We start from the raw sequence: 26003 nt of genomic DNA, 5'->3' as shown, positions 1-26003 counted from the left end.
CTATACTCAATTTCTTTATCAATAAATTTTCCTTTATAGCAACATGTAATGCCATGTTCATATTGGAGACTTATTTCTGAAAGAATACTTATTACTGAGATAATAAATAAAATGAATGCAGAAAATAATATTAAGTTGCAGATGATCGAGTGGAAAAAATGGGCGAATCAAGCTCATTTAGAACCAACAGAATATAGAGATATTGCTTTACAGAAAATAATTGATTGTTTAAAAAATAAAAGTATCTTTCTTGATTTATCTGGTTTAGGATTAACTTCTTTACCTGATCATTTACCGAATAATTTACGCTTTCTTGATATTTATAGTAATCAATTAACTCAGTTACCGAGTACTTTACCCAACGCATTAAAAAGTCTGGTTGCAAGTAATAATCAATTAATTGATTTACCTGATCATTTGCCAGAGAATTTAACTAAGCTTGATGTTCATAATAATAAGCTAGCAAGTTTACCGACTAACTTACCCGCTAATTTAGATTTACTTGATGTTCATAATAATCTGCTAACTGATTTGCCTGCTAGTTTACCAGCTGCTTTAAAATATATTTCTCTCAGTAATAACAAACTAACGGTATTACCTAATAATTTACCCGATGGATTAGAAATTATAAATGTTGATAATAACCAATTGGGTAGTTTACCTAATCATTTGCCTACTGCTTTAAACCGGTTAATTGCCAGCAATAATAAATTAATTACACTACCTAATAGCCTAGCGAATGGATTAATAGAATTAAAACTTAATGATAATCAAATAACTGATTTACCCACTCATTTACCTGATCGGTTGCAAAATCTTGATGTGACTAATAATCGACTGAAAATATTACCTGATAATTTACCTAATTCGTTAACCTATCTTATTGCTAATAATAATCAGTTGGTGAGTTTGCCTGATAATTTGCCAGGCTCTTTGGCTTATCTGTTAATTAATAATAATCAATTGGTCAATTTACCTGAGACTTTACCGGCTAATTTAGTTGATCTTTATGTAAATAATAATCCGTTAATCGCAATATCCGATAAGCTACCCGATAATTTAAAGCATTTAGCTATCAATGGAGCCAGTTTAATTTCGTTACCTAATCATTTACCAAGTAATCTAATTACCCTTAGTGTTACAAATAGCCAATTATCTTTTTTACCCGATACACTGCCGACTGATTTAAAAAGACTTGATGTGCATGGTAATCAATTGCAAACCTTACCCGCTATTTTGCCGGCTAATTTAATGAGTTTGAGCGTCAGCAATAACAAATTACTTAGTTTGCCTGATAAGTTGCCAAACATGTTAATTTATCTTAATGCCAATGATAATCAGCTAGCCGCTTTACCGAAATATTTGCCGGCGGAATTGGAATATCTGAATGTTAGTAATAATCAATTGACTAAATTAGCTGATAATTTACCAAATAAATTAAAACATATTAATATTAATGGTAATTTTATTAGCAAGTTACCTAATCATTTACCCGACTTTTTAGAAGGTCTTGAAGTACGAAAGAATAAGTTAACTGATTTGCCTAATAATTTACCCTATAACTTAGTGCTACTTGATGCCAGTAATAACCATTTGGATCATTTGACTGATAAATTGCCTTATAAATTAAAAAGCCTGATTGTCAGTAATAATAAACTGACAGCTTTACCCGAAACTTTACCTCACTGGTTAGTTACCATCGATGTTAACAATAATCAATTGAGTCATTTACCTAATGATTTACCTGCTACTTTAAAATACCTCACCGCCAGCAATAACCTATTAAAAATGTTACCGCTCAATTTACCAACCACATTGAAAAATCTACTAATTGAACATAATTCATTAAATGTTTTGGACTATATTTGGCCAGCTAAACTTGAAAAATTGAATATTAGCGATAACAAATTAATCAGTTTGCCGAATAAGTTACCAAATTCATTAAAAAGCTTGATTGCGCAAGATAATCAAATAACCAGTTTGCCCAAACATCTGCCCAATCAGTTAGTAGAATTTGATGTTAGTGGTAACCCATTAGTTACGCTATCTTCGGAACAATTGGGAATGTTGGCACGTTACAATACAGAAGGCCAACCTCAGACTGAATGGTCGGGGTGGGTAAAACAAGCATCAGCAGGCGAACAAAGAGATATTGCCTTGCAAAGAATTATTGATTGCTTGAATAACAAGCATACCGTGCTTGATTTATCAGATTTAGCACTCACTTCTTTGCCTAATTACTTACCCGCGACATTAAATGAAATTATTGCTACTAATAATCAGCTAACTAAGTTACCGGATATACTGCCTGATAAGTTAATAACCCTCAATGTTAGCAACAATCGATTAACGCAGCTGCCGAATAAATTACCAGATAAGTTAATAACGCTTAATGCGAGTCATAATGAATTAACACATTTACCTGACCAATTGCCTGATGGATTAATTGATCTTACGATTACTCATAATCAATTGACGGCCCTATCGAATAATTTACCTGCTTCTTTAAAGTATCTAATTATCAGTCATAATCAATTTACTCAATTGCCTGATAAATTACCTGATTCTTTACGGTATCTTACTGCTAATAATAACCAACTAAGTAGCCTACCCGATAATTTGCCTGCTTCTATAAAGTATCTTACAGTTGCTAATAATCAACTCACTGAGTTACCGAGCTCTTTGCCGAATGAGTTAATTGAGCTTACCGTCAGTCATAATCCTTTAGTTGAGTTACCGGATACGCTACCCAATACATTAAAAAATCTTATTGCTAATTCTGCCCGGTTAATTGAATTGCCGAGTAAACTACCAGCCACATTAAATGCGTTGGAAGTTTATAATAATCGATTAATTAAACTGCCCGCTAATTTGCCAGATTCATTGATATTACTGGATGTTAATAATAACCAGCTACCAGTTTTACCTAAACACTTACCTGATAGTATAAAAATTCTTGATGTCAGTAATAATCAATTAACGAGTTTGCCGCTAATTCTGCCAGGCATGTTAGAAAATCTTTATATTCGTAATAACCGATTGAAGACTTTGCCCAATACGTTACCGAGCAAATTAAAAAATTTAGATGTTAGTTATAACCAACTCAATTTATTACCAGACCATCTACCCGAAGCTCTACAGTATTTTTATCTTAGTCACAATCGATTGACTGAGTTAACCGATAATTTGCCTGATAGCTTATTAGGTTTGGATGTTGATGGTAATCGGTTAGTGACCTTACCACATCATTTGCCAAATGATTTATATGAACTTATCGTTAGAAACAATAAGTTAATGACGTTGCCTGAGCAATTACCTAATAAATTAGAATATTTGACGGCTAACAATAATAAGTTGACTGTTATACCTAATAATCTATCAAAAACATTAAAATATATTAATGTTAGTGATAATCAATTAATTGCATTACCCGATAGTTTACCGGCAACTTTAAGGCAGCTCGATGTTCATAATAATCTACTCGAAGCTTTGCCAGTTAGTTTACCGTATGCCTTATCTGTGCTGGATATTAGCAGCAATAAGTTGGCAAATTTGTCAGTTAATTTGCCTCGCCTTTTGCTTAAACTTGATGTTAGTGATAATCGCTTGATAGCATTACCTAATAATTTGCCCAACGATTTGCAGGTACTTGACGCGAGCCAAAATAGACTGCTCGCTTTACCCGATCACTTACCTAAAAAATTAGCAGAACTGAAACTTAATCATAACGAACTAACTTATTTACCCGATAATTTGCCTGATGAATTAGTTTTTCTTAATGTCTCATACAATAAATTGGCGACCTTAACGGATAAACTACCCGCTAAGTTAATCGAACTCTATGTGAATGATAATCTATTAACATCTATTCCCAATCATTTACCACAACAGTTGGTGAAACTAGATGTTTATAATAACCCGTTAATCAAGCTACCTGATGATTTTCCAGCCACATTACAAGATCTGGTCATTGATTCTACCTTACCGCTTCCAGGCAAAGTATTGCATCGGTTAGTATCCCAAAATACCAGCGACCATTCGAATTCTATTACCTTATCAGCGATTACAGAGTGGATGAAATGGACGAGTTTAGTTAATAAAGATTCGGGAGAATATAGAGACATCGCATTACAGCGGTTGATCAGTTGTCTTAAAAACGGCGCGAAGTCGCTTGATTTATCCGGTTTGGCACTAACGACTTTACCTAATCTTATACCAGATAGTGTAGAAAATTTAGACGTTCACAACAATCAACTGACAACGTTTGCCGATAATTTGCCCGATAATTTAAAACATCTTGATGCGCGGAATAATCAATTAATTTCTTTACCTACCCATTTACCCAATACTTTAACCTATTTGGCACTAGGTAATAATCAATTAACTCACTTACCTGATTATCTGCCAGATTCATTAGGCTATCTTAATGTTAGTGGTAATCAATTGAAAGTGTTGCCTGAACAATTACCCGATCAATTAGTTTATTTTAACGCCGGTAGTAATAAGTTAACCGAATTGCCGACTAGTTTGCCTGCTGGATTAGAAAGTCTTTATATTCATCGTAATAAACTCACTTTTTTACCTGATAATTTACCGGATGATTTAAGAAATCTTGATGTACATAGTAATTTGCTAGCGGGTTTGCCTGATAAGTGGCCAAAATTTTTACAATTTCTTTCTGCTAGTAATAACAAATTGAAGGTTTTATCTAATAACTTACCCGATGCATTACAGCATCTAAATATCAGCGGTAATCTGCTGACAAATCTGCCTGATCATTTACCAAATCAACTCAAAATTTTACTGGTTGACAATAATCACTTGTCTGTCTTAGCCGATAATCTCCCCGCTGATTTAAATGTACTTGATGCGCATAATAATCAACTTGTTAAGATCCCCATCTATTTACCCTATAAGCTAACGAGCCTTGATCTTAGTCATAATAAATTAACAAATTTGCTAACTGATTTATCTAACTACTTGACAACACTTGATGTCAGTAATAATCGATTGAGTGATTTGCCAGATAAATTGCCAGATAAGTTAGAAAAACTTGCCGCGCATGATAACCGGCTAACAAGCTTGCCTGAAAAGTTGCCAAGTAGTTTAATAAACCTTAATGTTAGCAACAATCAATTGGATAATTTACCTGATCATTTACCAGAAAAATTAAGATATCTTACCGCTAATAATAACCATTTGACACTTTTGCCGGTTAGTTTACCTTATAAGATCGAAGATTTGCATGTTCGCAATAATCAATTAACTTATTTAACTAATCAATTGCCAGAAATGTTATTGAGATTAGATGTTAGTGGTAACCAATTGTTTTTCTTACCGGTTAATCTGCCTCACACATTAATAGTATTAGATGTCAGTAATAACCAATTAAATATGTTACCGGATAAGCTACCACCCGCGTTAAATACACTTGATGCTTATAGTAACCAATTGAGTCATTTGCCTAAAGTTCTGCCAAATGAATTGCAATATATAAATGTTTATAATAACCAAATTGTTAAATTACCAGATAAATTACCAAAAGGATTAATAAAACTAGATGTAAGTAATAACCAGTTGGCAAGCATTCCAACTGATCTACCGAATACGTTAAAAGAAATTATTTTTAATAATAATCCTGTGTTTGACAAATTGATCTCGCTGCCTAATAAGTTTACCTTGACGGCATCAAGCGGAGATGTTGATACCATAGCCTCTGACCGTAATGTATCAGATTGGAAAATTTCGCCAATTCATTTTGATAGTGAAGGGGAAAGTAGCCGGTTTGATGGTCAATTAATTATCCAGCTGGAAAATGATCCGATAGTAACTGAAGCAGCGCGCCAATTAGTGAAAAAACATCCGCAGATATCGGTTTTACTTCAGCTTGATAGCCAGGGAAATAGTTGGATTGTGTATGGCAATGCAAAAGGTTTGCGAGAGCAAGCTAAGATGCGTTGGCAGTTAGTTGGTCATGGCCGCGATAATCAGCTTGATGGTGATCAGGTCAGCCTGGCCTGGCGTGAGCCTAAACCGTTGGCACTGCAATTAAAACAGCTGGTAGCTGATTTGGGCATGACGGTTTCGCCGAAACACATCAATCTGGTTGGTTGCTCGTTGGCTGATGATAAGCAGCAAACCAGTTATGTCCAACAATTTGCTGAGGCCTTAGATGAAACGATTCGGCCTTATTCTGTTTCTGCCTACTCTTCTAAGCTGATGGTCAGCGATGAAGGTAGAAAACGGTTGACGGAAACGGGTAATAAAACCACGCTGTTTTTTAATCATGAGACAAATGACTGGCATATTGAGAAAACGGCAGCTAAAACAGTCGATAGCCAAATAAAAAATGGGATGGAAAGATCGACTTTAGGTGATCCGGCAGGGCTAGAGTCTGTCTCTTATAAATTTTTGTCTTTTATTAAGCTGGCTGAGCAATTTCAGTCGACTATGAGCCAATTTTATCATTATCATCAATTGTCGCTACAAAAGTGGTTACCGCTTTTCACCAGTTTTAGCAAAAGTAAAACCCAGCCAGGTAGTTATGTTTTACAGTTCATTCATCAAGAGACTCATCTACTAAAAAAATTGATTATTAATAATAAATATATTATTGATTTTATTAATAAATACAATGAATACCTGGCAATGATTAACAAAGCTTATCATTACAATGGTAAAACATTAGCCCTGCGGGATAATATTACTGATGCGGAAGGGGTGCATGGATTAAATGCCGCTTTCCTGATAAAAGAGCTGATCCCTTGGTTTGCCAATAACAATCGGTTTGGGGTGGTGGATAATGAGTTATCAGAAACCCTTAGTACGGCAATTAATATCCACGCTTATATTAATTTGACCCAGATAGTGCATGGGACAGTGGAAGATACCCTGAAATTGGCCAGTTTGTATCAAATGGCGGCAAATCAGGGCAAACAGGCAACGAAAGGATTATTAGGCGAAGTCTTTCATTTTCATCGTGCGACTGATCTTATATTAAATTTTAGTAGCATTGCTTTGGATAGTATTAAGTTAGCTAATGCGCAAAATGATCTGCAACGTGCGGTTTTTAGTGCCCAGTTAGGTGTTGATAGCACTAATTTAGCGGTGGTTGGTGTAGGGATAGGTGCGTGGATGGCTGGAGCACAGACGACTGCTGCGTTTACTGGCGCTTTATCTGTCCCACTGGCAGGAGTAGGGATAGGGGTTACCGCGTTGGCAGAAGCGTTTGGTAAGGTAACCCATAATGTACAGATAGTCGGTAACTATTTTGCCGATGTCGATTTGGCTTATAAGCAGGGTGGTTATCGGCAGATAAAGAAAAAAATAGCTGACAGCGATGCGGTCATTATTATGGAGCCGATCCCAGGCGCAGTTATTACCGAGCTGGATTTACGTCAAAATAAACTCACTTTTGATAGTCAGTATCTCTATCGTAATGATCCCACTTATACCAGCGGATCAGGTCACAGTAATTATTTCTTGTTTTGGCCTAATCGAAGCCTAAATCAAGATAAAACTCAGGCAATCAATATTCGAGCAGGATTTGGCTATCAAAGTAGTCAATCCAACTTTAAGCCAGATAATGATGTTCTGATCCTGCCGGGTACGCCTATCACCTATTTAAATTACGAATATATGATTTTACCATTCGTCACCACACGCAATGATAGAGGCTTTGATCTATTAAGAAAACTAGAAGAAGATGGTCGGTTTGACTTTGATTTTTATGCTTTTCCCGGCGAGCGGGCGATCTATAAAATTATACCCGATTATGTTTCGACACCCATCAAAGTCATTTTGGATGATCGCGATAGGGAGTTGGTGATCCCTGCATTGCCGATCGATTTTCAACGCTATATTAGTTATCAGTTAGTTGGTGGTGAGGGAGAATATCGGATTAGCTTAGCGAAAGGGGTGCCAATAACCTTACTATCAAATCATGCTAATACGCGTTGGGTATTGGATGCGCGTTACCTTAAATCGGGCACTAATATGCAGGTTAGCGAAGAGGGTGACTATCTCTATATTGATAATGTTATCGTCACGTTACCGAAAAATGCCAGTCAGATTTCGGTGATAAATAAAGATGGGATTTTTGTTTTTGATAAAAAAAGTCAGCAAATGCGTATCATACATATGGATGCAATGCATTTCGAAAATAATAATTCGCTGGATGAATATCTAAAAATGTTAGCTAATATTCAGGATCATCCGACGCCATTTGTCATCATCGATCACTATCAACCGGATAATGCGGTTGGACATGTAGGCCGAGCTTATTATGAAACCGCTCGTAGTCGTATGGTTTATACCAATCGACCAGGTGAGGCAGAATTTCTGAGTCAAGCGGTTTTAGCTAAAGTTGACGGCGATAAAGCCTGGTTTTATCGAGATACCGCTATTTGGCAAGTAGAAATTAGCAGTGGAAAGATTATGCGGCAATATCAGCCATTTAGTTTTGCTACTGAAAGTCATGACACGATTCGTAGCTATACTATACAGGGAAATGGCCAATTACTTTTTGTGATTGAACAGGGAAAGAATATGCGTAGTGTCTATATCGTTGAGGATGCTGCGTTGAAATTGGTTGCCATTAATAGTGATCAACGTCTATTGGCAATTCTAGATGAGATTAAACAGCCGGTAGATTTTATCATTGACGATCACAAAAGTGAGCAGTTATTAGCTGAACGCGCTAAAATTCCTTTTTTGGAGCTAGACACCCGATATGAACTTGTTTCACCAACGGCGCTTGTTCCGAGTCAGGTGGCTGATACACTCTATTTATCCGGTTATCTTGATGGACAGGAAAAGCATTATTGGATAATAACGAAAGATAAGCATGTCCACAAAACGATCAGCTTAAACCTACCCAAAGTCAAGCCGCAAACGACTGACCCACTAAACGCTGCAAATGATCTGCCAGATAGTCAATCTCCGTCATTAACTGCGATGACAGAATTTATTCTTGCGACGAACACGACCGGTGATGCGCCCAGTTATTATTTTTACAATCCACAAAAACATGAACTCTACTTTCAATCAGATGATGGTTTATCCCATAATCAGGCGCAATTAGTTGCGACCAATATTAAATCACTTTTTCCTATTAATAATAAGTTATTTAGTCTGCGAGATGATGGGGCATTTAGTTTGTTGGATAACCAGGGGAGAAATGTCTTACTCGGGGTTTCACAGGAGTGGTTACGCCAGCATGGTGACGATGCTAAGTTAGAGTTGGATAAGCTTATTAAAGCGATGCCATACTCAAGTGACTACTTAATGTTGCATGGATTGCAGGATCAGGCGGGGGATCCAATAAGAGCTTGGTATGATAGTAGAGCCGGTCGGATAGTCCAGGGTGGAAGCAGTTTAGATGCGAATCATGATCTGGTTTATTTAGGGCTATCAGAAGATCGGCGGGAAGCATTGATTTATGATAATGATGAACAACAGCAATATCGTTTTTTGCAGCCCGCCACCGTCACATTGACGCCGACAGAAAGCGGGCTCTTGATCTCAGATATTCCAGCAGATCCTTTATGGGCAACTTTTGCTTAGTGGTCTTTTTAGATCATCGTTGTCTAATTATTAAACAAAAAACTGATTTTAATTATTTAGTTAGCTCGGTTAAATATCAATTTATTTGAACGCAAATATTTGGTCAGTAGTTGGATGATTTATTTTTATAATTGCTATTTTTTATCTGTTTTAATGAAGATTAAGCCAGCTTTGTTATTTAATATTGTTACAATAAGCTATTAACAGATAATTAATCATCGGATTTTGTTAAATACTAGTGGCTGGATGTGGCAATATCGCGCTAGATTTTACCGGCACTATTACACATCAGAATCTTATTCTCTACGACTTGCTGCATTGCTTGTTTTCCTGGTGTGATATATTTGCGCGGATCGTTAGCATCAGGATGTTCAGATAAATATTGTTTTACTGCATCAGCAAAGGCAATTTTTAAGTCGGTGGCCACATTGACTTTACAGATCCCTAATGAAATAGATTGACGTATCATCTCTTCAGATATACCTGATGCGCCATGTAACACTAATGGAATATCAACTTGACGCTGGATCTCAGCCAGGCGTTTAAAGTCAAGGTGAGGTTCATCGTGGTAGAGCCCGTGAGCAGAACCAATAGCAACGGCCAGTGAATCTATGCCAGTTTGCGCAACATATTTTTTAGCGGCATTTGGGTCGGTATAAAAACTCTCTTTACTATCAACCACTAATTCATCTTCTTGTCCTACTAAGCGGCCTAATTCCGCTTCGACACTCACATCGTAGCGTTGGCAAAATTGAACAACATTTGCCACTGTATCGATGTTTTCTGCAAAGGGTAGATGGGAGGCATCGATCATCACCGAGCGAACGCCGGCTTTAACTTTATGGCAGATATCGGTCAATTCTTCATGATGATCCAGATGAAGCGCAAGGGGTAGTTTGTTTAATGAAGCGGCTTGGGTGCAAATAGATACCATGTATTCAAGGCCGGCATAGGTAAAGGTACTCGGTGTACCGGCCAGAATGACCGGTGAAGCCATTTGGGCCGCAGTTTCTACAACCACTTGGATAGTTTCTAAATTGTGAACATTAAACGCGGGTATCGCATATTGCCCCCGTTGGGCATTTTTTAGCATTTCTCGGGTAGAAATTAAATACATGGTAACTCCTTAAATACCATCATTATTATGTGATCTTTTATTTTGCTGTTGCTGATGCCATAAACTGGTTAATCCTTGGTGGCCACAATCCAGCGCCATATCACGAAATTTTTCTGCATCGAGACTTTGTCGTTCTAGCATCATTTCCACTGCCATTTGCATATTGGTTCCGGTTAGGACTTGCCATTGTGGATGGGTCAATGTTAACTGCGCGGCTTGAGAAAATGGTGTGCCGCCTAGTAAATCAGTAAGAAATACTAAGCCGTCACCCTTATCACAAATTTTACTGGCTTGATTTAGGGCTTGATATAACTCTTCTGTTGTCATGCCCTCAGTAAAATCAATCGCAGTGCAATGCGATTGTTTGCCAACAATTTGCTCCATTGCTTGCATTAAACCACTAGCAAAGCTTCCATGGCCGGTAATGACAATGCCTAACATATTTGCTCCTTATAAGAATCCAACTAATTTACCGGCCAGCCCAAATAGGATGGTAATGCCAATCATTTTTACTGGTGAAAAGCCACGTTTCAAAAAACCGTAGACGATTAGGGTAAAAGCTAGCGGTAATAAATTGGGCATTAATTTATCCAATACATCTGTTTGTAATGCTACCTTAGCCTCACCGGCTTTTAGTACTAACGGTGTAGAGAGATGAACATAAGAAGCTACCAATGCCCCGATTACTGTCATACCGACAATCGAGGCAGCATGAGAAATATTTTTGGTGTGAGTTTTTAATATTGCAATTGCTTTCGTCCCTGCTTGATAACCGTAATGCGCTAAACCAAAGCGTAAGGCAAAATGAACAATATTAAATAACAGCAAGAAAACAATCGGGCCAAAAATACTACCCTGTAAGGCAAGTGAAGCACCGATACCGGCACAGATTGGCAGTAGAGTAAGCCAAAATAGGGCATCACCAATCCCCCCTAATGGCCCCATCAAGGCAACTTTCACTGCGCGGATAGTAGAAATTTTTTCTTTACTGCGCTCCATTGCTAATACTAGGCCGGATAAAAAAGTGACATCAAACGGGTGAACATTAATAAATTCCATATGCATTTTCATGGAATTGGCGAGATCTTGTGGATTTTTATGAATTTTCCGCAACGCGGGAATCAGCGTATATAACCAGCCACCAGCTTGCATACGTTCATAGTTAAAAGAAGCTTGTAAAAGGAGAGAACGTAGCGCCATAACATTAATGTCATAGGACGTTAATGCTTTGCCGTGTGTGGTATCAATATAGTCATCACTCTCTACCTGGCTGGTGGCAAGAGCTTGTGCCAAGCGTTTTTCGCTTTTTTTTGCCATTTCTTCCTCAGAGCTATTAAATGCCATCATTCATCTCCTGCTGATTGGTTTGTGATGGCATGTTTGCTGTCTCGCCATCATTATTACGAGTGCGGTTAAAGAAATCGATTAAAGCGATAGCAAAAGCACCTAAAGCGATGGCGATAATCGGTAGATTAAGGAAAGTGACCGCGAGAAAACCTAAGATAAAATAAGCGACATAAGTTTTTTTCATCATGATTTTCATTAGCAAAGCGAAGCCGATTGCAGGCATCATACCACCAGCAACTGCCAGTCCATCGAGTAGCCATTGTGGGGCTTTTTGTACCATAGCACTGGCGGCGTCAGCGCCGAAATAAATAGGTAAAAAGGCAACGATAAAGTAAAAACAGAATAGAATAATAATGCCAAGATAGTTTACCCATTCAACGCCGCGCCAATTGAGATTTTTGACCATTTGATCGCATTTATGCATCATGGGTGAATAAAGGGTAAATAATAGGGTGATGCAACCTTGCACCGCAATTGAAAAGGGAATAGCAATTCCAATAGCAACTTTAGGATCAGACTGGGTGAGAATGGCAAAAGCGGTACCAATAATACCACCGATAACCACATTAGGGGGTTGCGCACCAGCAAGTGGCACCATTCCCATCCAAACAAGTTCTAATGTTCCACCAACTAATAGACCCGTCTGCACATCACCTAAAATTAATCCTACAATGGGGCCTATTACAATTGGACGATGAAGATGAGTGAGCCCATCAAATAGATCAACGCCGGCAATGCCTGCTAATAAGGCGATCAATAATGCATCAGTGAACATATTTGTCTCCCTTAATTCAGCAGATTGGTAATATTTTCACCCGTTTCGTCTGGCACGCGGCGAATTTCACAGGGGATGCCTAATTGATTAAGCTGACGAAAAGCTTCTATATCATTGTGATCAACGGAAACGGTTTTATGGATCTGTTTTTTGCCTTCGCAGAAATGCATATTACCAATATTGACAAAATTTATGGGTACCCCGCCTCTTACTAGCGTCAATACATCCTGCGGCGTTTTGCAAACAATAAAAATTTTCTGCCGCTCCGCTGCCTTATGAATAATGTCGATCGTTTTTTGTAAGGTAAAATAGCGGGTTTGGACGCCATCGGATACCACCATGTCCATTAGTGATTGCTGAACGGGATCATTGGCTGCTTCATCATTGGCAACCACAACTAAATTGGCACCGAGTGAATTGGTCCAAGTAATACCGACTTGACCATGAATCAGACGATTGTCAATGCGAGTCATTAAGATGTTTGGGGGGGACATATACGCTCCTTATTATTGTTCTACTTGCATGTAGGGATAAATATGGACACCTTTTACTACCCGATTTACTTCACCGGTTGGACAGGGATTATCAGGCGATAGCCCCAAAGATAGTGAAGTTTCGACCGCGATTAATTGCAAAAATAGTAGGTAGGGAAAAATAAGCCAAATATCAGTAAGCTTTGTGTTAAGTTCGATGGCATTGCTATCAGGTAGACTACTTAAGGCCAAAATTTTTTTTGCTCGTCCATCCTGTTTTAATTCATTAAGCAGATCCAGATCATAACGTCGGCAATAGGCTTCTTGAGAAAGTAGAATAATGACTAAGGTTTCTTCATCAATAAAAAATTTTGGTCCATGGCGTACTCCCATCGTTGAGTCATAACGGGTGGCCACTTGCCCTGCGGTTAACTCTAACATTTTAAGCGCAGCTTCCTCGCTAATACCGGTAAAACAGTGGGAGCCCAAAACTATCATGCGCTTGAAACCTTGTTGAATGATAGGTTGAATAATGCTTTGCCAGTAGGTAGCTTGCTTTTCACACAAAGTGGTTAAAGTGGCTAAATTTTGTTGCGCATGGCTAAAACTTGAATTGCCTAATAGCAATATGGTCGCTAATGCCATGCAACTAAAACTGGATGTCATAGCAAAACCACGATCGTTTGATCCTTCAGGCATCGTGAGTAAATAGACATTTGCTCGGTTTTTTGCATAGCCTGTAAGTGTGCTTTGGGGATTACAGGTTAATATTAAATGATGGCACTCTGTTAGGCATTGATCGGCGAGCTTTATGGCTGCAACGCTCTCTGGACTATTACCCGAACGAGCATAAGAGACAAATAAAGTGGGTTTACTTTTATCCAGATATTGCTTTGGCGTGGGTACAATATCCGTTGAAGCAAAGGCATAAACGTTTAAATGTCTATGTTCACGTAACCAAGGTGCGATTGATTTGCCCACAAACGCGGAAGAGCCTGCGCCACACAGAATAATTTGTAAATTAGCTTGTTTTAGTAATGGCTGAAGGAAGTTTTGCCACACAGCTGAATTATCTGTTAGTGTTTGATATAAGTTACGCCATAACTGAGGTTGTTGCTGAATTTCTTGTACTGTATATTGCGCCTTATGGGTTTTAAGCCATAGAGGATCATATGAAAAAAAAGGCATCATAATACAATGGCTCCTTCTGTTTTTGTCTCACAAGCGCTGGCATAATGCATTAATACCGAACGAATTTTATCTTTTACCCACTCTTTTGGATCAGTCGCTGATAAGCGACCTGCATTAATGGCTGCCATTTGTTCTGGTAGATATTGGCTTAACATCGAGAAGGGCACTGGACGCTGGCGTAAGTTGGTTAATAACTTTTCAACTGCCGCCTCGACTTTGGCATTTGCCCAATAGTAACGAATGCGATCGCTTAAACTGTATTGGCGATCAATATATTGCTGATGTGCACTGCCTTGGTAATAAGTCCGCCAGTAATTTGGTTGTTCAATCATCACTTGTTCAAGGGTTTCACTAAGATGCGCGGCTGCAAGCTCTCCATTCCATTCACGATCTAATTTATCAAGCGCAAACAGACCTTCGCGCAAGGCAAATGTTAATGCCGGTCCCACTTTTAAAATAGCAAAATGATCGCGTACCAAATTTTGGTAGGCTTGTGGTGTTTGATAATCTGTTGAGTGGGCTTCGTAAACGATATGAGGATGGCTTTCAATATATTGGCTAAGCGCTTTCGCTTTTTCTGGCTGATAGTGTTCTACTTGGTGATGGTCAAATTCAACGCCTGGTTGTACAACTAAAGCGATGACCCTAGGCCAAACGTCGGTGAGTCCTATATTGTGCCAAGCATTTTGATGAATATTAAGGGTCGTAGCGGCGGCTTGAGCTGATGTGATTTGTATTTTGGTAAGCGCTGATTTAACGCCACCAGGAGTAGGAACTTCGGTACCAATAACATAAACCGGTGCTTCACCGCCATTTTCTCGCCAGCAGCGCTCTGCAACTGCACACAAACGGGCTGCTCGTTCTGCCACAATTTCGTCGGTTAAAGGTGCAGCGTCATCAGCACAAGGCATTGAACAATCAAGATGAATTTTTCGAAATCCTGCTTTGACATAGTCATAGATCAGTGTTTCTGAAAATGTCATGGCATGTTCTGCGCTATGCTCCTGCCAGACATTAGGTCCTAGATGATCACCCCCTAGCCAGATTTGTTGGGTGGGAAAATCCAGTTTATTAGCGATGTTGAATATTTTATCGCGAAAATCTCTGGGTTGCATGCCAGTATAGCCGCCAAATTGATTGACTTGATTAGAGGTAGCTTCAATTAATACCGCTGTTTTTCTTTCTTTTGCAACCTGTAAAGCGCTTTCTAATACCCAAGGGTGGGCGGAACAGACCGAATAGATCCCGACCGCATCACCTGATTTGTGACGATGAATCAATTGTAATAACGACTGCATAATATTTCCCTGCTAGCTGATGTGGATTTAGAATTAAATCAATAGGGGGTTATTCGTCGACAATGATGACATTAACCCCAAGTTCAGCCAGTTTTTCACGATACTGTTTTGGGATCCGGCTATCAGTAATAAGATGATGAATTTGCTTTGTTTCACAAATTAAACAAAAGCTTTTACGGCCAAATTTACTGCCATCCGTTACTGCAATAATCTGATGTGCTACATCACACATAATACGATTAAGATGAGCCTCACCTGGATGAGGCGTTGTGATGCCAGCTTCAAGATCAAAACCATCAACCCCAAGAAACAAGGTATTGAAACGATATTGAGCAAGTTGTTGTTCTGCCACAGAACCATAAATTGAGTAGGAGTTTTTACGCGTATTGCCGCCTAGAACCATCACATCAATTTGCTCAAAATTGGCTAATTGGTAAGCGATGTTAAGTGCGTTGGTCATAACCACCAAAGCATGATGATTACGTAAAAAAGGCACCATTTCAGCAGTTGTTGAGCCTGAGTCGAGAATTAACGAATCGCCATCTTGGACAAATTCAGCCGCTTTTGCTGCGATCAATATTTTTAGTGCTCTATCTATTTGACCTTTTATTTGAAAAGGTCGGTCAAAAGCAAATTTATTATTTGCCATTGCGCCACCATACGAGCGTAAGGCACAGCCTTTTTTTTCTAAATAACGCAGATCATTACGAATGGTCACCAGGGAGACATTAAAACGCTGGCTCAGGGTTGCAACTTTTACACTACCATCATGGTAAAGCATGTCGATAATAGTTTCTCGGCGTTTTATTGTGTCAGTACTCATTTAAACTCCTGTTACGTTATTAAATCGTGGTGGTAAACAATAGAAACTAAAGTTAATTGCACAAACAACGCATTAGTAATTACAACAAAAGCAAGTAAACGAAACTGTGATCATGATTAAAGTTCATTTTTATAGAATATTGGCCTTATATTACTTTCGATTTATGAGATATCGAAAGTAATAATATTGTGATGATTTTTTTATTAATGAAATTTAAGCCAGATAATATGGCGTTTGATAAAAAACCAGGCACAATTAAAACGAAAGATATTTTATTTAGTCACAGTATCATCGCTTATACAGTAGGGCTAGTGATAGCGATCACAAAATAAAAAATACTTAGCCTAGTGAACAAAGTAGTTATTTACGCTTTCAGCGAAAAGAAAATAAAAGGATTATTTGAAATATTATCAAAATGCCATATTTGTTATTTTATTGATCATAATTAATAGCATTATCGATTAAATTAAATTGATTAGAAGATTATTATAATTCTTAAAAAACAAGTTGGCTTAATATTAAAGTTTATCTGTTATTGGTGTAAAAATAATATCAATTTTTTTAATTAATTGTTTTTATATAATTACAGATAATAATACTAAATAGATAACAAGGTTTTTATTTTTGTGAAAAAATAAAATATTAATCTTATTTGATGTGTTTGATGGCATATTATTTTAGTATAAAAAAAATCAAATTGCTGCCATAAGTATGTTAGGGTTTTTATTTTTTTTATCAACATTAGTGGCCTATTTTTTACTATAGTTAGAATTAACTATTGTTCATTACAGGCTATTTTATCTAACGAGCAAGAGCAAATCACTGACAAAATTTTCTTAACGGTGAATAGAGGCAAATACGGCTGTTGAACAATAAGCTGCTGAACACATTAAGGACATTGAATATTTTATCTGCACTATTTATCTCAGTCGGATAAGCAACCTTAAGCTATAGCGCAGCTACATGGCTGAAAAAAATGTTTTTTCAATAGATTAAATCGAAAAACGGTCAACTGCTGAGACAAACATCCTAATGAAGGGTCTATAAAAAAGGATAATGATTATGACACGAGGAATTGCCAATAAAGTTATTGTCGTGGTCGGTGCAAGTAGTGGAATAGGTGAAGAGCTGGCTCGCCATTTAGTTAAAGACGGCGCTAAGCTGGTTTTAGGTGCGCGTCGTCTAGAACGGTTGCAATCTTTAGCCGAGGAATTAAATCTTGATAAAGATGCTGTTGTCGCAACCGATGTAACAAAACCTGAACAAGTGCAGGCATTAGTTGACAGAGCAATTGCTTTGTATAACCGAATTGATGTGATAGTTAATAATGCCGGTATTATGCCGCAATCACTATTAGAAGATTGTCATATAGATGAATGGAATGAGATGATTGATATTAATTTAAAAGGTGTGCTTTATGGCATAGCAGCGGCGCTACCCTATATGAAAAAACAGATGAGTGGCCATATTATTAATACCTCGTCAGTCGCAGGACATAAGGTAAAGCCAGGCAGTGCAGTTTATTCTGCTAGCAAAGCGGCGGTGCGGGTGATCTCGGAAGGTTTGCGTCAAGAAATGATACCGTATCATATTAGAACAACCGTGATTTCGCCAGGGGCAATCACGAGTGAATTGCTTGATAGTATTACGGATCCCGATATTGCTGCCAGAATGTGATCTTTTTATAACGATTATGCCATTCCGCCAGATTCCTATGCTAGAGCGGTAATTTTTGCTATAAAACAACCAGAAAACATTGATATTAATGAAATTTTATTTCGTCCAACCCGACAAGAATTTTAATGATATTTTCAATAGACCTAAGTTAGATAGGTCTATTTATTTTATTAATTACGAATAAATAAGTTTGTTAGTAAACTAGCATTACTAATATATTTATTAGAAAGCATAACCGAGTTGGATGGATGTTTTGGTGCTAATCCGCTTTGGTGCCGAGAGTGGAGGATTGTCATTCCAGTTAATATTGTAAATCAAATTAAGTGACAGACGTTCACTCATGTTAACTTGCAAAACAGTTTCTGAAATAGCGGAAGAGTCATCACTGAGCCGGGTAAAAAATGATATACCTTGTTTAAATTTAGTATTGTCACTAATTTTCCACTCATAGTTGGCACCAATGTAACCTAATCCTGTTATTTCATGGCCACCATTAGTAAAATGTTCATATCTAACACTTGGGCCAGCTTCAACTTTCAGTGAATGAATGGGGCCATCGAAGATTTGTCGACCATAACCGACGGCAAATACGTCTTTAGAATCAAAGCCATTATATCTATCCGATAACCAGCTAGCCTGAGTGAATAGATAATCAAATTTAGTTAAATTGTATCGTGCCCTGGCACCCAACTGATAGGTTTCCGATGATCTTTTATCATTGGAAGAGTTGTTGGTGGCATTTCCCCAAAAGCTATAAGCTAAGTTTGAAGAATAGAGCGTTAGTGCCGTTTTTGCTGTTAGGTTTGAGTTCTTGGAGTTTCCTGTTTGTACTTGATAACCACCTGATATTGACATTTCAATATCCTTTTTTGCCGTTGCAGGGTCATCCATAACGGTAAATAGGCTATCATTACCTATCGCAAGCGGACTAATAAAAAATGTCATCCATAAAACTTTTTTATCAAAGGTGATCATGCGTTCTCCTATTATGCCTTGCATGTTATCTAAATTAAACGAATCATGTAGTTTAATAATTTTCCAATATAGATAAAATTATGCTTTTGTGCCAGCAATGTTTAGTTGTTGCCATTTAATTAAAGTAACTGACTAAACAGTGAAATATATTTCAATTAATATTTTACTTGATTAATTCTAACCGAAAGTGATAATTTAACCTATTAATATCTATAATAAAAAATTAATTCACTATTTAGTAATCGTCTTTTTTGAATTATTAAAAAACAAACTAAATATAGGAATTTTCTTATAACAAATTTACTATAAGCCGGATTGCTTTTTATCATTGTCAGGTGTGGAAAATGAATTTTTACAGCAGAATAATATTATTTAATTTTTTATCTATTGGTATCAATTAATATAATACTTATTTTCCTAGTAAGGCTTGCTTTATTGCATTAAGTTGACTCTCGATAGTGGCATTTAACATACCGACTTCGGTTTCTAAAATACAATCTTTCTCTTCTAATCTCGGATCTTCAACAATATCGATATACTCAATTGCTGGTTGTATTTTATGTAGTTCGCTTAATTTAGTTTGCAAAAAATTAACTTGCTTAGGGGAAATGCGTAAGATAACTTTTTTATGTTGATGTACCAGCGCAAGATTTTGGCTGATATTTTTATATAAAAGCGCATCAGGTTCATAATTAGCAATAATTTTGCGCATCGCTTCTATAGTGATATTAACTAATTGGCTTTCTACTTGTTGATAAAAAATTTGGCAATTTATTAAAGTTTGATGAATGATTTCTGCTTGTTGCTGGGTGGATTGTGCCAAGCCTTCTTGCCAGCCTGCGGTGTAACGAACTTCATAAATACTATCTGCATCATTTTCAATTTTTCTAGCATGTTGTTTAGCAATATCAATAAATTCTTGGCCATTAAGATAGGATTGATAATCGGCTTTTTTTAAAATTTTTATTTCATCGTTAATTTCAATCTGACCATCTATTTGAGTAAATGGTAGCATTGTAAATTGACTTCTTTGGTTATCTTTTGACATAGTATCTCTGCAACGGGTTTATACTTATCGGATAGAGTAATATTTTTCTCTATCTTTTTTTTGGGTAACCGTAGTTTTAGGCGTTTAATTAAATCGACATTATTTGGGTTGATCGTTTCTAACCAAAAATTAAGTCCAACTTGACGAAAATAGTTTATATGCATCTCAAGGGGTAATTTTTGTTGCCAGCCTTCTGGCCAATTACCAATAATAAAATTCGCATTGGCTAAACAAAAGCGATATTTCTCTTTACCGATCTCATTAATAATAAGACCGATTTGTTTACTATTAATACAATGAGAAAGCGATTTAATATGCAACATTATACCTAATAAAGCTAAAATTTGATTGAATTCGTATTCGGGGAAAAGCGCAATATTTTCACTTTTGTCAATTTTTATAATATTGTTATTTAATTTATAATGTTTAAAAATAATTTTATTTATATTTTTTGAGTGGCGCCAATGAGGTAGACTTTGCAGCGTTTTTTGCCAAAGATTAGGAAAATTTTCAATATTAATATAAAGTGCCGGGCAATATTGTAATTGGAAAAGTGTCAGCATATTTTATTAAGATTTCCTTTTATTAAGGAAATATTGCAGTAGATTAGTGCTAATAAGTAAAAAAATGAGTAAACAGACAAGAATAATAAATTTATTATAAGAGTTTTCATTAATCTCAATACCTAGAAAATGTTTATCTTGACTAAATGTATTGCTGGGTAAGATTTCATTGCCGGGTATCAGTGCCACGCTAATTCTATCATAATCTAATCCAGCAATACTGTTATTAATTAATCGCTTTATTTGTGGAGTATAATTGTCCAATTGAGCATTTGGTGCATATTTTATAAATACAGAAGCTGAAGAGTGGCTATTTTTGTCATTACTAATGGGCAACACAACATGAACCTGAGCATTAAGCACGCCATCTATTTGTGATATAGTTTTTGCTAGCGCCTGCTCTTTAACAAAATTAAGTCTAGCTTGCTCTTCAACGGGAGAAGAAATCAAACTATCTTTTGGAAAAACGTCTTTTAACGAAGAGAAAACTTCTCTCGGATAACCATGTTGCTTCAGGATCTCAGTCGCCTGAGCGATGTCTGATTCATCAACCAACAATTTGATCGTATTTTCTTTATCAGCTTCTTTATGAATAGCAATTCCCTCATTTCTGAGTAATGCATACATCTCATTAGCTTCTTTTTGCGCTAGGCCAGTATAGAGATCCGTTTTACAGCCAGTTAGCAGCAGCAATAATAAGAACATTAAGATAATCGGCGTTTTCTTCATATTGCTATTGTGCCTTTAATAAAGTTTCCATACTTTGCGTGATCTTACCAGCTGTTTTAGCAATCAATTCTTCTTGTAGCGTAATTCTCATCAGCGACCACTGTACTTGCATTAATTTTTGCGGTGATAACTCTTCATTATTTATATTTTGCTGGAATTCACTTTTTGCTTGACTCATATTTCGGCGTACTGCTTCTATTTGATCGATAAAACTGCCACCATGGGTTGTTGAGCTCGTGCTTGGCGCGAATTGATTATTAATTGGATTAACATTTTCTATCGATTGATTAATTTCATCTAAATTAAATTTTATGTTGCTATTGAGCTGTTTAATATCCATTATTCATCCTTGTCAATTTGATGTGTATGTTGACTTAAGTTTTTTATTAATCCATCAAATAAAATTTTCTGATTTTTAATCGCAATATTATCTGTTGTAGCCGTAATCTGATTATTATCTGTTACTTGCTCTTTTATTTCAAAATTGTATTGATAAAAATGATTATTTATTTTCATATTATTTTATTTGTTTTCAATTAACGCTATAGCAAAATTAATTAAATCTGTATGTTCACTTTTATTAATAGTGAGTTTAGTAAAAAAATCACTTTTTTCTTTTGCTAACCCTAACTGATGGGCAGATAAAATAAAAAAAGGCATTAAATTTAGTTGCTGATGTTGTTGTGCCAGCTCTAAAATAGTTTGATATTGTTCCTGGCGCAGCAAAATAAGTATTTTTATCAGTAATGCTGATTCCAGATATTTTTTATCTAATTGTTTTAGCCAGCAATAAATATCATTAGCCTCCGTTAAATACTCTTTTTCTACGGCGATAATTGCTAGTTCAATTAATAGTTTTTCTATTTGCATGGCCATCATTAGATTTTTTGTAAAATACTCTGGATCATATCGCGCATTGAGCGGGTAATCGTTGAATTCATATTAAAAATGGCTGACCATTTATTAATTTTATGCTGTAGTTCAGCCACTAATGCTGGGTTGTCTGGGGAAGTATTGAGCGCATCAATAGCATTTTTGACATCTTCAGATGTTGTATCTGCAATCCCTTTTAGTTTATCTGCAACATCATCTAGTTTTATGCCTTTATTATGATCAAAAATAGCGGCCATATTAACTCCGTTTAATCTTTTCTAAAACAGTGATCCCTGCCCAAATGGCGGTTTGCTGTTGGGCGACTTGCTGATGTTCATCAGGTAATAGTGGTATATTAAGCTTTTTACGACAATTATTTAATTGGTCATAAAGATAATGTTGAATTTTAATATATTCCGCGTTATCGCTGACTATTTTTTCCAGCTCTGTCAACATCGTTTATTCCTTTAGCGTAATGATAATTTCCTGACTATTTTTTTTAAGGATAATTTTATTATCTTCGATTGCAGTAATAGTTTCTCCTGTGGGTAGGGTTGAATTTATCGGATATTTCATATTATTTCTTAGAATAAGATAAGGTGAACGTCCCAGTGAAATACCTTTAATATCCAATCTGATCTCTTTTTTTTTAATATGATTATCGGCTTTGATTAATTTAAGTTTATACCTTTGCTTAAATTCAATATTAAATGTTTGCTGTAATTCAATAAATTGTTGTCGCTGTTTTTCATTTAAATAACCATATAATTCAATAATATTATTCTCTTTTTCATTATAAATAAGAACATTTATCAATTCGTATTGCTCTAATAATTCGACTAATTTTTTTAGGTGATCGTCGTTTATTTTGACATGATTATTAATTCCTTTTAAGCCGGCAACATCACGTTTAAGAATAGTTGCTAAGTTACCCCAGGATTTATTATTAATAAAACGTACTTCACCAAATAGATCGATCCAACCGACTTTTTCGCTGTTGTTCACTTCAATGTGATTATAACCCATCGTATGTAGGATATATTTTACGCTTTGTTTAATTTCTTCAATCGAATAAATATTTAATTGATGATTTAAGTTGTTATTATCCAGATAACGCTTTATCAGCAAACGTTGCTGGTTATTTTGTACATAACCACCGAAAATAAAGAGTTGCTTATCTTGCTCGATTCGCATGGTAATATACTTGTATTCTTCTTTATTCAGGTAATTTTGTAGTTTATGTTGTTCCTGAATATAATCGATCTCAGCCGGGCCGGCTAAAAACAACAAATACAAACTGACGAATAATATCGAAAGAATAGCAATAACAATAAAAATTACTCTTTTTTTGTGTCTATGCTGTTGTTGACTATTAATCAGCTTAATATGATTATCAGTTAACTCATCTGGGTTAGCAGGCAGTTGCTGTTTGACCGTGCTATAGCTCCAAATCAGCATACCGGCATCTTGTCGGTTACATGGAAGCAGCATTTCACCCTGACTTATCGCTTGGCCATTTTGTTGTGGCGTTTCTTCACAAGACCAGTCGATAACTCTAATGCCATCTTCTTCAATTTCCAGTATCAAATGAACGGCTTCAATACCCGCATCAACCAGAATTAAATCGGCTTGTACTGGATCTGAGCCAATTATAAAGCGCCCATTAGCCAGTTCTGTCTCAACGCCCTTATTTAAGCCACTATAAAAGCGAATTTTCCAATTCATTGGTATGCCTTATAAATACATTCTATTTGATCTTCACTGCAAGAGAGATCAATAACTCGCCAGCCTGGCTGATCAGCTTTATTGCAACTGGCAATAATCGCCTCTTTATTAGCTTGTTTAAACAGGGTTTGAATGCGTTTAGCTTGATCAAGGGATTGGCATTGGGCGTCGCTTAAAATTTTGCTTAATGGTAGGTTCTGATTGGAGATTTCATCAATGTTTAATAATCGCTTGGGTAATATTCTTTGATTACCAACCGATAAGTATTTGGCTAAACCTTTATCAATAATTTTTGGTTCGACAATGAAAATTCTGACAGCTCGGCGGGTTTGGTTGCCTTGACTACGAAATAGTGCGCCTAATAATGGAATATCACCGAGTAAAGGCACTTTTCTGCTGGTTTTAATCACTTCGTCACGGAATATACCGCCGATAACGAGGCTTTGTCCCTGTTCAACTCGGGCAACCGTGTCGATAATGGTTCTATTGATGGTCGGAATGCCATCGACCCCTGAGCTATTCGGTTTTTGATTGCCATCTTCAATGTGTAAAACTAGATGAATTTCAGGTTTATCACCGATTTGAATTACTCTTGGCGTCATCTGAAGTAGTGTGCCATAAGTAATGCCTTTTAATTCGGCGACCCGTTCTCCATTGACTTTGATGTAGTAGGTTTCATTATGATCGATGATGGCTTGGGTATTTTCTTGGGTAAGTAGAGTGGGTTTAGAGACAACTTGAGCAATGCCTTGGCTTTGCAATAAACTGACTTTAGCCACTAAATAATTTAACCCTTGTTTATCCAGCAGGCTACCGAGTACCGGCGAGGCGGCTTGAGTTAAAGTGGAGGCAATATTTATTTGATGATGTTGTCCAGCCTTGAGTCCGACTCCCCAATCGATGCCTAATTCCGACAGATTATCGGCATTCACATCAATAATTGAGAGCGCAACTTCAATTCTGGCAGTTGGTTTATCGAGCGAATGGATCAGGCGTTGATACATTGGCATTCTTTCAGGCAGATCACGCACAATAATGGCATTAATAGACGGCTCTGGTTGGATCATAGCTTTATGGCCATTGGGTTTTTGTGTTGTTATCTTGTCATCATTGATTTGGCTAATTTGCGCGGTACTGACCATATTTGCTAAGATGCTAGCCAGGCCAGGTACTTGAATTTGTTCGTCACGATATTTGATGATCCGATCAACAGCAGAAGCATATTTTAAACTGAAAACTTGAATTGCTAAGGGTAGTCCCTGTTCTTGTTGCATTGTCGCTTGTTGTTCTAGTGCGGATACAGTCTGCATGACTAATTCAATATAACGGGGCGGGCCAGAAACATAAACTAATTGATGGTGGGGATCAGGCTTCCAACTAAATTTTTTATCCCATATGCCGGAATCAATTAATGCTTTTCTTAATGCTTTAACAGTAGTGTTTTCTAATTTGATCAGCTTTGATTGCACTTCACTGTTTTTAAAAACATAAAGTACACTACCATCATAATACCAAGTAAGATTATAGAGATTAGTCAGTTGTTGCAGGAACGCTTTTGGTGTCTCTTTAGCAAAGTGGCCACTCACTTGTTCGTTTACTTTGTGACTAACAATGACGGCGCTATCATAATTAGCGCCGAAATTAACCAAAATATCCGTTAAACTTTCATCTTTAGCAATATAACTATAGGGGATAGGTAGCCAATCTAAATCTTGTGCATATGCATTAATAGAGAAGAAAAAGAAAAAAAAAAAGAAATGGTCCGCCCATTCCATGATAACGATGATCGGGGCACATAAATTGTCTACTCTATTTACCTTTGTTA

At 36.7% G+C, this 26003-nt stretch carries 21 protein-coding genes and 1 pseudogene; 3 read left to right on the top strand and 19 right to left on the bottom strand.

The annotated features are described in order from the left end of the window. Positions 1 to 111 precede the first annotated feature (111 nt). Positions 112 to 9564, top strand: coding sequence for a TcdA/TcdB pore-forming domain-containing protein (locus QE177_RS10375; RefSeq protein WP_280549377.1), 9453 nt, complete (start codon positions 112 to 114; stop codon positions 9562 to 9564). Between the two features lie 262 nt (positions 9565 to 9826). Here QE177_RS10375 and QE177_RS10370 read toward each other — a convergent pair whose 3' ends face one another. The 8 genes from QE177_RS10370 to agaR are packed head-to-tail and all read right to left on the bottom strand — an operon-like array spanning position 9827 to position 16588. Continuing rightward, a complete protein-coding gene (locus QE177_RS10370) occupies positions 9827 to 10681 on the bottom strand; it encodes a tagatose bisphosphate family class II aldolase (RefSeq protein WP_280549376.1) in 855 nt (284 codons plus the stop codon). Positions 10682 to 10690: 9 nt separating this feature from the next. Then, positions 10691 to 11122: a PTS galactosamine/N-acetylgalactosamine transporter subunit IIA gene (gene agaF, locus QE177_RS10365; RefSeq protein WP_280549374.1), complete on the bottom strand. Its 432-nt coding sequence runs from the start codon at positions 11120 to 11122 to the stop codon at positions 10691 to 10693. Between the two features lie 9 nt (positions 11123 to 11131). Then, the gene (locus tag QE177_RS10360; RefSeq protein WP_280549372.1) at positions 11132 to 12025 is read right to left on the bottom strand and encodes a PTS system mannose/fructose/sorbose family transporter subunit IID; all 894 of its coding nucleotides are present in this window, start codon (positions 12023 to 12025) and stop codon (positions 11132 to 11134) included. Continuing rightward, a complete protein-coding gene (agaW, locus tag QE177_RS10355) occupies positions 12015 to 12803 on the bottom strand; it encodes a PTS N-acetylgalactosamine transporter subunit IIC (protein WP_280549371.1) in 789 nt (262 codons plus the stop codon). The genes QE177_RS10360 and agaW overlap by 11 nt, the downstream gene beginning before the upstream one ends. An 11-nt stretch (positions 12804 to 12814) precedes the next feature. Beyond that, complete coding sequence (gene agaV, locus QE177_RS10350) at positions 12815 to 13297, bottom strand: PTS N-acetylgalactosamine transporter subunit IIB (protein WP_280549370.1); 483 nt, start codon at positions 13295 to 13297, stop codon at positions 12815 to 12817. A 12-nt stretch (positions 13298 to 13309) separates the two neighbouring features. Beyond that, positions 13310 to 14467, bottom strand: coding sequence for an SIS domain-containing protein (locus tag QE177_RS10345; RefSeq protein WP_280549368.1), 1158 nt, complete (start codon positions 14465 to 14467; stop codon positions 13310 to 13312). Further along, the gene (locus QE177_RS10340; protein ID WP_280549365.1) at positions 14464 to 15765 is read right to left on the bottom strand and encodes a D-tagatose-bisphosphate aldolase, class II, non-catalytic subunit; all 1302 of its coding nucleotides are present in this window, start codon (positions 15763 to 15765) and stop codon (positions 14464 to 14466) included. Before QE177_RS10340 ends, QE177_RS10345 begins: the two co-directional genes overlap by 4 nt. 49 nt (positions 15766 to 15814) lie before the next feature. After that, positions 15815 to 16588, bottom strand: a complete 774-nt coding sequence (agaR, locus tag QE177_RS10335; protein ID WP_280549364.1) for a transcriptional repressor AgaR — start codon at positions 16586 to 16588, stop codon at positions 15815 to 15817. A gap of 206 nt (positions 16589 to 16794) precedes the next feature. On the opposite strand from agaR, the gene QE177_RS10330 reads away from it, so the two are divergent. Together QE177_RS10330 and QE177_RS10325 are read left to right on the top strand one after the other, a co-directional pair. Further along, positions 16795 to 16920: a hypothetical protein gene (locus QE177_RS10330; protein WP_280549362.1), complete on the top strand. Its 126-nt coding sequence runs from the start codon at positions 16795 to 16797 to the stop codon at positions 16918 to 16920. Positions 16921 to 17650: 730 nt separating this feature from the next. Continuing rightward, positions 17651 to 18391: pseudogene (locus QE177_RS10325) on the top strand (SDR family oxidoreductase). Positions 18392 to 18487: 96 nt separating this feature from the next. Here QE177_RS10325 and QE177_RS10320 read toward each other — a convergent pair. The 11 genes from QE177_RS10320 to sctC all read right to left on the bottom strand — a co-directional run bounded on the left by QE177_RS10320 (position 18488) and on the right by sctC (position 25953). Beyond that, positions 18488 to 19240 carry a DUF481 domain-containing protein gene (locus QE177_RS10320; protein WP_280549360.1) on the bottom strand — a complete coding sequence of 251 codons (753 nt, stop codon included), beginning with the start codon at positions 19238 to 19240 and terminating at the stop codon, positions 18488 to 18490. A gap of 409 nt (positions 19241 to 19649) precedes the next feature. Next, positions 19650 to 20288 carry an HrpE/YscL family type III secretion apparatus protein gene (locus QE177_RS10315; RefSeq protein ID WP_280549359.1) on the bottom strand — a complete coding sequence of 213 codons (639 nt, stop codon included), beginning with the start codon at positions 20286 to 20288 and terminating at the stop codon, positions 19650 to 19652. Then, positions 20234 to 20851 (bottom strand): SctK family type III secretion system sorting platform protein, encoded by a 618-nt coding sequence (locus tag QE177_RS10310; RefSeq protein ID WP_280549358.1) that lies wholly within the window; start codon positions 20849 to 20851, stop codon positions 20234 to 20236. Before QE177_RS10310 ends, QE177_RS10315 begins: the two co-directional genes overlap by 55 nt. A gap of 6 nt (positions 20852 to 20857) precedes the next feature. Further along, complete coding sequence (gene sctJ, locus QE177_RS10305; RefSeq protein WP_280549356.1) at positions 20858 to 21580, bottom strand: type III secretion inner membrane ring lipoprotein SctJ; 723 nt, start codon at positions 21578 to 21580, stop codon at positions 20858 to 20860. A gap of 4 nt (positions 21581 to 21584) precedes the next feature. Further along, positions 21585 to 21920, bottom strand: coding sequence for a type III secretion system inner rod subunit SctI (gene sctI, locus QE177_RS10300; protein ID WP_280549354.1), 336 nt, complete (start codon positions 21918 to 21920; stop codon positions 21585 to 21587). Then, complete coding sequence (locus QE177_RS10295) at positions 21920 to 22096, bottom strand: hypothetical protein (RefSeq protein ID WP_280549352.1); 177 nt, start codon at positions 22094 to 22096, stop codon at positions 21920 to 21922. The genes sctI and QE177_RS10295 overlap by 1 nt, the downstream gene beginning before the upstream one ends. 6 nt (positions 22097 to 22102) lie before the next feature. After that, positions 22103 to 22459, bottom strand: a complete 357-nt coding sequence (locus tag QE177_RS10290) for a YscG family type III secretion protein (protein WP_280549350.1) — start codon at positions 22457 to 22459, stop codon at positions 22103 to 22105. After that, the gene (gene sctF, locus QE177_RS10285) at positions 22459 to 22710 is read right to left on the bottom strand and encodes a type III secretion system needle filament subunit SctF (RefSeq protein ID WP_280549348.1); all 252 of its coding nucleotides are present in this window, start codon (positions 22708 to 22710) and stop codon (positions 22459 to 22461) included. Before sctF ends, QE177_RS10290 begins: the two co-directional genes overlap by 1 nt. Position 22711: 1 nt before the next feature. Beyond that, complete coding sequence (locus QE177_RS10280) at positions 22712 to 22909, bottom strand: EscE/YscE/SsaE family type III secretion system needle protein co-chaperone (RefSeq protein WP_280549346.1); 198 nt, start codon at positions 22907 to 22909, stop codon at positions 22712 to 22714. Between the two features lie 3 nt (positions 22910 to 22912). Further along, positions 22913 to 24178: a type III secretion system inner membrane ring subunit SctD gene (sctD, locus tag QE177_RS10275; protein ID WP_280549344.1), complete on the bottom strand. Its 1266-nt coding sequence runs from the start codon at positions 24176 to 24178 to the stop codon at positions 22913 to 22915. Beyond that, positions 24175 to 25953, bottom strand: coding sequence for a type III secretion system outer membrane ring subunit SctC (gene sctC / locus QE177_RS10270; protein ID WP_280549342.1), 1779 nt, complete (start codon positions 25951 to 25953; stop codon positions 24175 to 24177). Before sctC ends, sctD begins: the two co-directional genes overlap by 4 nt. Positions 25954 to 26003: the final 50 nt, after the last annotated feature.

This window comes from Arsenophonus sp. aPb (genome assembly GCF_029873475.1).
Classification (GTDB): domain Bacteria; phylum Pseudomonadota; class Gammaproteobacteria; order Enterobacterales; family Enterobacteriaceae; genus Arsenophonus.
This window is presented reverse-complemented; position numbering and strand designations above follow the sequence as displayed.